Below are 8,211 nucleotides of genomic sequence, written 5' to 3' on the forward strand. Positions count from 1 at the left end.
GGGGTGGCCTTGGCGGGATAGGTGATGACGGGCTGCCAGTCGTACCGGTGCAGCACCATCACGTGCGGCCACCCGAGGCTGGTCGGCACCAGGACGAGCCCGCCGTCACCGGTGGTGCCCCGGCCCACCAGGAGCTTGTCGATCGTGATGAGCCCCGCCTCCTCGTCCAGCGACACCGCGCCGGAGAGCGAGGAGAGGGCCTCGGCGGGACCCTTGCGGCGCAGCAGCTCGGTCTTGTGCCGGGCGTCGGCGGCGAGGCCGGGCTGCAGCCGGGCCCAGGTGTCGGCGAAGAACGCCTCGTCGCAGTCGAGCACCAGCTGCCGGAACCAGGCGCGGACCGTCGGCGGGTCCGCCAGCAGGCGCCGGGCGAACCGCTCCTGGACGGCACCGCGCGCGGCGGCCAGGTCCAGGGCGCGGCGGCGCAGCTCCGGGTCGCCCAGCGGGCCGAGGCTCTGCCGGGAGTACTGGGAGTGGCAGGTGAACTCCAGAGCCGCGTCCACGAACTGCTCGTCCGTCAGCTTGTCCAGCAGGTCGAGCTCCTCGGCGAGCGTGCCGCCGGGCAGCCCGCGCCGGCCGGGGAGTCCGGCGAAGGGGGCGAACACGTCGGAGAAGGTGGTGCGCCACAGGAAGTCCGCCTCGCAGAGCCGGTCGGCCAGGCACGGGTCCAGCCGGCTGGACACGGCCGTCACCCAGCCCTGGAGGTCCGGATGGTGACCGGGCTCGCTGAGCGCGTGCAGGGCCATCCCCAGCTCGGCCAGCGGTGAGGGCACCACGGAGATCCGCTCCGCCGGGAGCCCCTTGACGTCGATGGTCACGCTCATGTGCCCATGGTGCCCCCCACCACTGACAACGTCCCCCGGATTGACGGCCGCCGTCAATCGACGGGACGTCAAGGGCCGGGGTCTCAGCCCAGCCGTCCGGCGAAGTCCACCGCCGCGTCCCGGACGTCCCGTGCCGTCCACTCCAGGCCCGCCGCCCGGACCCCGGTCTCCGTGAAGGAGAGGCCGGGCCCGCGGGAGTCCCAGCCGCCGCCGAACAGCAGGGTGCCGGTCTCCTCCGCCTGCCGTACCGCCGCCTCGGCGAGGACCTCGGGGGCGAACGGGAGCCAGACCTGGAAGTCGTGGGTGTGCGGCACCTCGGGGTGGACCCGTGCCCAGGGCAGCCCGGCCTCGGCGAACCCCTCGCGCAGCGCGGCGGCGACCACGCGCGCGTGCCGGACGTACTCCGGAAGCCTCGGCAGCTCCCGGTCCAGGCCGGCGAGGGCGGAGAGCGCGGTGGGGAACTGCTGGAAGACCATGCCCCCGTACCGGTGCCGCCAGGTGCGCGCCTCCTCCACGAGACTCGCGGGGCCGGCGAGCGCGGCGCCGCCCAGGCCGCCGAGGGACTTGTAGAACGACACGTAGACGCTGTCGGCCAGGGCCGCGATCTCCTCCAGGGGGCGGCCGAAGTGCTCCGTGGCCTCCCAGAGGCGGGCGCCGTCGAAGTGCACCACCGCCTCGCGCTCCCGCGCGGCGTCGACCGCCCCGGTCAGCTCCTCCCAGGAGGGCAGCAGGAACCCGGCGTCGCGCAGCGGGAGTTCCAGCATGAGGGCGCCGACGGACTCGTCCAGGCCGTGCACGTCGGCTGCCGTCACCGGGCGCGGCTCCTGGCTCACGGTGACCGGGCGCAAGCCGCTGACCTGGCTGAACGCATGGCGTTCGTGCACCTCGGGGTGGGACAGGGCATGCAGGGCGACGGCCGGGTTGCCGGTCCGCGCGGCCCAGCAGCGCAGGGCGACCTGCTGGGCCATGGTGCCGGTCGGGAAGAACACGGCGGCCTCGGTGCCGAGCAGTTCCGCGACCCGGCGCTCCAGGGCGGCCACCACGCCGTCGCCGTAGACGTCGGCGGGTTCGTCCAGGTCGTACGCCTCGGGGGCCGCCTCCGTCAGCTCGGTGAGGCGCTCGCGGAGGGTGCCGCGCCAGCCGCCGCGCGACAGCACGCGCGGGGCGGTGCGTATCGCGGTCCGGCGCCGCTCTTGTATCGAAGGCCGCTGTTCGTCCTCGGTCGTGTCGCTCATGCGGGGGATCATGCCGCGCCGGGCCCCGCGGGGGTACCCGGTTTCCGGGCGGGCCGGTGCGGCGGCCCACAGCCTGTGGACAACGGGGGGCCGGTCACCGGATAGCGTTAACATGACGAGAAATCGTCCGGTACCCAGAGCGGACTGGAACGGGAAGGCCACGGTCGCGTGAGTACACACCCCTCAGACACCCAGGACCGCCCCGCGCGGCTCACCGTCGGCGTCGTCGGCGCCGGACGGGTGGGCCCCGCCCTGGCCGCGTCCCTCCAGCTCGCCGGACACCGCCCGGTGGCCGTCTCCGGCGTCTCCGACGCCTCCCGCAGGCGCGCCGAGAAGATGCTGCCCGGCGTGCCCCTGGTGCCGCCCGCCGAGGTCCTCCAGCGTGCCGACCTGGTGCTGCTCACCGTCCCCGACGACGCCCTGCCGGGCCTGGTCACCGGCCTCGCCGAGACCGGCGCGGTCCGCCCCGGCCAGCTCCTCGTCCACACCTCGGGCCGCTACGGCGTCTCGGTGCTCGACCCGGCCCTGCGCGCGGGCGCGCTGCCGCTCGCGCTGCACCCGGCGATGACCTTCACCGGCAGCCCCGTCGACGTCCAGCGCCTCGCGGGCTGCTCCTTCGGCGTCACCGCGCCCGAGGAGCTGCGGCTCGCGGCCGAGGCCCTGGTCATCGAGATGGGCGGCGAGCCGGAGTGGATCAGCGAGGACAGCCGCCCGCTCTACCACGCGGCCCTCGCCCTGGGCTCCAACCACCTGATCACCCTGGTCGCCCAGTCCATGGAGCTGCTGCGCACGGCCGGGGTCGGCGCCCCCGACCGGATGCTGGGCCCGCTGCTCGGCGCCGCCCTGGACAACGCGCTGCGCTCCGGCGACGCGGCCCTCACCGGCCCCGTCGCGCGCGGGGACGCGGGCACGGTCGCCGCGCACATCGCCGAGCTGCGCGAGCACTCCCCGCAGACCGTCGCCGGGTACGTGGCGATGGCCCGTGCCACGGCCGACCGCGCCCTCGCCCACGGCCTGCTCAAGGCCGAGCTGGCCGAGGACCTGCTCGGCGTGCTCGCCGACCAGGAGACCGGCACCGGCAGCGCGCCCGGCACCGGCACCGACGCGGACGACGACGAGAACGGCCTCGAGGGGAACGACCGATGACCACCGCCCTGCTGAGCACCGCCGCCGAGCTGCACGCCCGCGTGCGCCACGGCCGCCGTGCCGTCGTGATGACCATGGGCGCCCTGCACGAGGGCCACGCCACGCTGATCCGCGCCGCCCGCGAGATCGCCGGGCCGGACGGCGAGGTCGTCGTCACCGTCTTCGTCAACCCGCTCCAGTTCGGCGCCGGCGAGGACCTCGACCGCTACCCGCGCACCCTGGACGCCGACCTCCGGCTCGCCGGACGGGCGGGCGCCGACGCGGTGTTCGCCCCGTCGGTGGAGGAGGTCTACCCGGGCGGCGAGCCCCAGGTGCGCATCACCGCGGGCCCCATGGGCGGCCGGCTGGAGGGCGCCACCCGCCCCGGCCACTTCGACGGCATGCTCACCGTCGTCGGCAAGCTGCTGCACCTCACCCGGCCCGATGTGGCGCTCTACGGGCAGAAGGACGCCCAGCAGCTGGCGCTCATCCGGCGCATGGTGCGGGACCTCAACTTCGGCGTGGAGATCGTCGGCGTGCCCACGGTCCGCGAGGAGGACGGGCTCGCGCTGTCCAGCCGCAACCGCTACCTCGCCCCCGAGGAGCGCGCCACCGCCCTCACCCTGTCCCGCGCCCTGTTCGCCGGCCGCGACCGCCACGCGGCCCAGGAGGCCCTCCGCGCGCGGGCCCTCGAAGTGCCGTCCACCCACGCGCGTGCCGAGGCGCTGAGTGCCATAGGCGAGTCGCGGGCGGCGGCCGACGCGCACGCCGTGGCCACCGCCACGCCCGGCGGCCCGGCGGCCGTCCGGGCGGCCGCACGCCAGGTCCTGGACGAGGCCGCCCGCTTCGACCCGCCGCTCGACCTGGACTACCTCGCCCTGGTCGACCCGGCCGACTTCACCGAGATCGCCGACGACTTCACCGGCGAGGCGGTCCTCGCGGTCGCCGCGCGGGTCGGCTCGACCCGGCTGATCGACAACATCCCGCTCACCTTCGGCAGCCCTGGAGCCGCCCTGTGACCAGCACCGGTATACGACTGCACGCACCCGCCCCCGGCTGGTCCATCCCGGCCGACGTCGTGGTGGTCGGCTCCGGCGTGGCCGGCCTGACCGCCGCGCTGCGCTGCGAGGCGGCCGGCCTGACGACGGTCGTCGTCACCAAGGCCCGCCTGGACGACGGTTCCACGCGCTGGGCGCAGGGCGGCATCGCGGCCGCCCTGGGCGACGGCGACACCCCCGGACAGCACCTGGACGACACCCTGGTCGCGGGCGCGGGCCTGTGCGACGAGAACGCCGTACGCCTCCTGGTCACCGAGGGCCCCGACGCCGTACGGCGGCTGATCGACACGGGCGCCCGGTTCGACACCGACGACGCGGGCTCGATCCAGCTCACCCGCGAGGGCGGCCACCACCGGCGCCGCATCGCCCACGCGGGCGGGGACGCCACCGGCGCGGAGATCTCCCGCGCGCTGGTCGACGCCGTCCGCGCGCGGGGCCTGCGCACCATCGAGAACGCGCTCGTCCTGGACCTGCTCACCGACGCCGAGGGCCGCACCGCCGGGGTCACCCTGCACGTCATGGGTGAGGGCCAGCACGACGGCGTGGGCGCCGTGCACGCGCCCGCCGTGGTGCTCGCCACCGGCGGCATGGGCCAGGTGTTCTCCGCGACCACCAACCCCTCGGTCTCCACCGGCGACGGCGTGGCGCTGGCGCTGCGCGCGGGTGCCGAGGTCAGCGACCTGGAGTTCGTGCAGTTCCACCCGACCGTGCTCTTCCTCGGCCCCGATGCCGAGGGCCAGCAGCCGCTGGTCTCGGAGGCGGTGCGCGGCGAGGGCGCCCACCTGGTCGACGCCGACGGCACGCGCTTCATGGTCGGGCAGCACGAGCTGGCCGAGCTGGCCCCGCGCGACATCGTCGCCAAGGGCATCACGCGGCGGATGCAGGAGCTGGGCGCCGAGCACATGTACCTCGACGGCAGGCACTTCGGCGCCGACATGTGGGAGCACCGTTTCCCGACCATCCTCGCCGCCTGCCGCGCCCACGGCATCGACCCGGTCACCGAGCCGATCCCGGTCGCCCCGGCCGCCCACTACGCCTCCGGCGGCGTCCGCACCGACGACCGCGGCCGTACGACCGTCGCCGGTCTGTACGCGTGCGGCGAGGCCGCCTGCACCGGGGTGCACGGCGCCAACCGGCTCGCCTCCAACTCCCTGCTCGAAGGGCTCGTCTACGCCGAGCGCATCGCCGCCGACATCGCGGCCGAGCACACCGGGAACGGCCCGCGCACGCGCGTGCCGGCCCCCGTCCCGCACCACGGCACGCCCGCGCACCCCCTGCTGGCCCCGGAGGACCGGATCGCCGTGCAGCGGATCATGTCCGAGGGCGCGGGCGTCCTGCGCTCGGCCGCCTCACTGGAGCGCGCCGCACAGCGCCTCGCGGAACTGCACTCCCGAGCCAGTGACACCCTGGACGGTGAGGGCAAGACCGCCGAGCCCGGCGTCGACACCTGGGAGGCCACCAACCTTCTGGACGTGGCCCGTGTCCTGGTCGCCGCCGCCGCGCTGCGCGAGGAGACCCGCGGCTGCCACTGGCGCGAGGACCACGCCGACCGCGACGACCCGCACTGGCGCCGCCACCTGGTGGTGACCCTCCGCGCGGACCGTTCGCTGGCCGTACGCACCACCGAGAGCGCAGACTTCCCCCCTACCCGGTGACATCTCGGTCCACCGGGTGAACCCGCGTCCCCAGGAGCAGTGACGAACGTGAGCACCGACGACCTTCCCCTCGCCCCGACCGGCGGCTGCGGCGACGGCTGCGCCTGTGGCGCGGACGAGGAGGGCGAAGAGCAACTGGAGTGCGGTCTCGACCCCGCGCTGGCCGCGCTGCTGGCCGAGTCCGGGCTCGACCCCGTGGAGATCGAGGACATCGCCAACGTCACCGTCCAGGAGGACCTGGCCGGCGGCGTCGACGTGACCACCGTGGCGACCATTCCCGAGGACGCCGTGGCCACCGCCGACTTCGTCGCCCGCGAGGCCGGCGTGGTCGCGGGCCTCAGGGTCGCCGAGGCCGTGCTCTCCGTGGTCTGCGAGGACGAGTTCGAGGTCGAGCGGCACGTCGAGGACGGCGACCTGATCGAGGCCGGCCAGCGCCTGCTGTCGGTCACCACCCGCACCCGCGACCTGCTCACCGCCGAGCGCAGCGCGCTGAACATCCTGGGCCGCATGTCCGGCATCGCGTCCGCCACGCGCGCGTGGGCCGACGTGCTGGAGGGCAGCCGCACCCGCGTGCGCGACACCCGCAAGACCACCCCCGGCCTGCGCTCCCTGGAGAAGTACGCGGTGCGCTGCGGCGGCGGCGTCAACCACCGCATGTCGCTCTCCGACGCCGCCCTGGTCAAGGACAACCACGTACTCGCCGCCGGCGGCGTGGCCGAGGCGTTCAAGGCCGTACGGGAGACCTTCCCGGATCTCCCCGTCGAGGTCGAGGTGGACACCCTGCACCAGCTCCACGAAGCCGTCGAGGCCGGCGCCGACCTGATCCTGCTGGACAACTTCACCCCCGGCGAGTGCGCCGAGGCCGTCACCCTCACGGCCGGCCGCGCCGAGCTGGAGGCGTCCGGGCGGCTCACCCTGGAGAACGCCCGCGCCTATGCCGACACCGGCGTGGACTTCCTGGCCGTCGGCGCCCTCACCCACTCCTCGCCGGTGCTCGACATCGGCCTGGACCTGCGTCCGGCGGAGTGACCCGGATGCTGCTCACGATCGACGTCGGCAACACCCACACCGTCCTCGGTCTCTTCGACGGCGAGGACATCGTCGAGCACTGGCGCGTGTCCACCGACCCGCGCCGCACGGCCGACGAGCTGGCGGTGCTGCTCCAGGGCCTGATGGGCACGCACCCGCTGCTGGGCGAGGAACTGGGCGACGGCATCCACGGCATCGCCATCTGCGCCACGGTGCCCTCGGTGCTGCACGAGCTGCGCGAGGTCACCCGGCGCTACTACGGCGACGTGCCCGCGGTGCTGGTCGAGCCCGGCGTCAAGACCGGGGTGCCGGTGCAGTTCGACAACCCCAAGGAGGTCGGCGCCGACCGCATCATCAACACGGTCGCCGCCAACGAGCTGTACGGCGGCCCGGCGATCGTGGTCGACTTCGGCACCGCGACCACCTTCGACGCGATCTCCGCGCGCGGGGAGTACGTCGGCGGGGTCATCGCGCCCGGCATCGAGATCTCGGTGGAGGCGCTCGGCGTGAAGGCCGCGCAGCTCCGCAAGATCGAGGTGGCCCGCCCGCGCAACGTGATCGGCAAGAGCACCGTGGAGGCCATGCAGTCCGGCATCGTCTACGGCTTCGCCGGCCAGGTGGACGGCGTGGTCGGCCGGATGGCGCGCGAGCTGGCCGACGACCCCGACGACGTCACCGTGATCGCCACCGGCGGTCTGGCGCCGATGGTGCTGGGCGAGTCCTCGGTGATCGACGAGCACCAGCCCTGGCTCACCCTGATCGGCCTGCGCCTGGTCTACGAGCGCAACGTGCCGCGCAGGTAGCCGGGCCCGTGGGGGGCTCAGGGCCGGGCGGGGGAACCCTGGGTCCGACACGCGTTACAACACGTCCCCTTCCGTAACTTTTGTCCGATTAGCGGTAGCGTCGCCGCATGCCCACGCCATACGGAACTCGCGGCGGCATGGCGTTCGGCGCGGAGGAGCTGCGTGTGCTCCGCCGCGCCCTCGCCCTCGCCCTCCACCCCGGCACGGCCTCCGCGGAGGACGTGCAGGACTGCTTCCGCCTTGCCGACTCGGTCGACCAGGCACTGGACGAAGCGGCTCGCCTGCGCGCCTTCCTCCTGGCCGACCTGGGCCGCTACCGAGCCGCCCTGCCCGGCACCGCGGCCGGTTATCTCGCCCTGCTCCAGGAGGCGCTCGGCGCCGGGCACCGGCCCGCCCCGGACGACCTCGCCGCGCTGCGCGCCCTGCGCGGCAACCCGGTGGCCGCCGCCCTGCTGGCCCACCAGGCCCTGGCAGTGGGCCAGCAG

7 protein-coding genes and 1 pseudogene are annotated in these 8,211 nt (G+C 74.8%); 6 read left to right on the forward strand and 2 right to left on the reverse strand.

Features of this window, described 5'->3' with window-relative positions; genetic code table 11:
• Window positions 1-821 (reverse strand): DUF5937 family protein (locus tag CCN33_RS27610; protein ID WP_107484007.1); only part of this gene is annotated, 821 nt, incomplete at its 3' end.
• Window positions 822-904: 83 nt separating this feature from the next.
• On the reverse strand, window positions 905-2,056 hold the full coding sequence (locus tag CCN33_RS27615; RefSeq protein WP_086696142.1) for a threonine aldolase family protein: 1,152 nt from the start codon (window positions 2,054-2,056) through the stop codon (window positions 905-907).
• Between the two features lie 168 nt (window positions 2,057-2,224).
• Between CCN33_RS27615 and CCN33_RS27620 the strand changes: the two genes are divergently transcribed.
• The 6 genes and pseudogenes from CCN33_RS27620 to CCN33_RS27645 form a co-directional block, all read left to right on the forward strand.
• Window positions 2,225-3,202: a Rossmann-like and DUF2520 domain-containing protein gene (locus CCN33_RS27620; protein WP_086696139.1), complete on the forward strand. Its 978-nt coding sequence runs from the start codon at window positions 2,225-2,227 to the stop codon at window positions 3,200-3,202.
• Entirely contained in the window at window positions 3,199-4,200 is a 1,002-nt protein-coding gene (panC, locus tag CCN33_RS27625) for a pantoate--beta-alanine ligase (RefSeq protein ID WP_086696140.1), read from the forward strand. The genes CCN33_RS27620 and panC overlap by 4 nt, the downstream gene beginning before the upstream one ends.
• Window positions 4,197-5,894 carry an L-aspartate oxidase gene (locus CCN33_RS27630; protein ID WP_086696141.1) on the forward strand — a complete coding sequence of 566 codons (1,698 nt, stop codon included), beginning with the start codon at window positions 4,197-4,199 and terminating at the stop codon, window positions 5,892-5,894. The genes panC and CCN33_RS27630 overlap by 4 nt, the downstream gene beginning before the upstream one ends.
• 48 nt (window positions 5,895-5,942) lie before the next feature.
• Entirely contained in the window at window positions 5,943-6,923 is a 981-nt protein-coding gene (gene nadC, locus CCN33_RS27635; RefSeq protein WP_031182780.1) for a carboxylating nicotinate-nucleotide diphosphorylase, read from the forward strand.
• 5 nt (window positions 6,924-6,928) lie between these two features.
• A complete protein-coding gene (locus CCN33_RS27640; protein WP_030811239.1) occupies window positions 6,929-7,726 on the forward strand; it encodes a type III pantothenate kinase in 798 nt (265 codons plus the stop codon).
• Between the two features lie 107 nt (window positions 7,727-7,833).
• Window positions 7,834-8,211, forward strand: a pseudogene (locus CCN33_RS27645) (hypothetical protein); the annotation flags it as partial.

Source organism: Streptomyces recifensis (genome assembly GCF_002154615.1).
Taxonomy (GTDB): domain Bacteria; phylum Actinomycetota; class Actinomycetes; order Streptomycetales; family Streptomycetaceae; genus Streptomyces; species Streptomyces griseoluteus.

What these genes read in the sequence shown, in the direction of transcription:
- panC (WP_086696140.1), top strand. Translation starts at nt 3,199, where the DNA reads ATGACCACCGCCCTGCTGAGCACCGCCGCCGAGCTGCACGCCCGCGTG.
- CCN33_RS27640 (WP_030811239.1), top strand. Translation starts at nt 6,929, where the DNA reads ATGCTGCTCACGATCGACGTCGGCAACACCCACACCGTCCTCGGTCTC.
- CCN33_RS27615 (WP_086696142.1), bottom strand. Translation starts at nt 2,056, where the DNA reads ATGAGCGACACGACCGAGGACGAACAGCGGCCTTCGATACAAGAGCGG.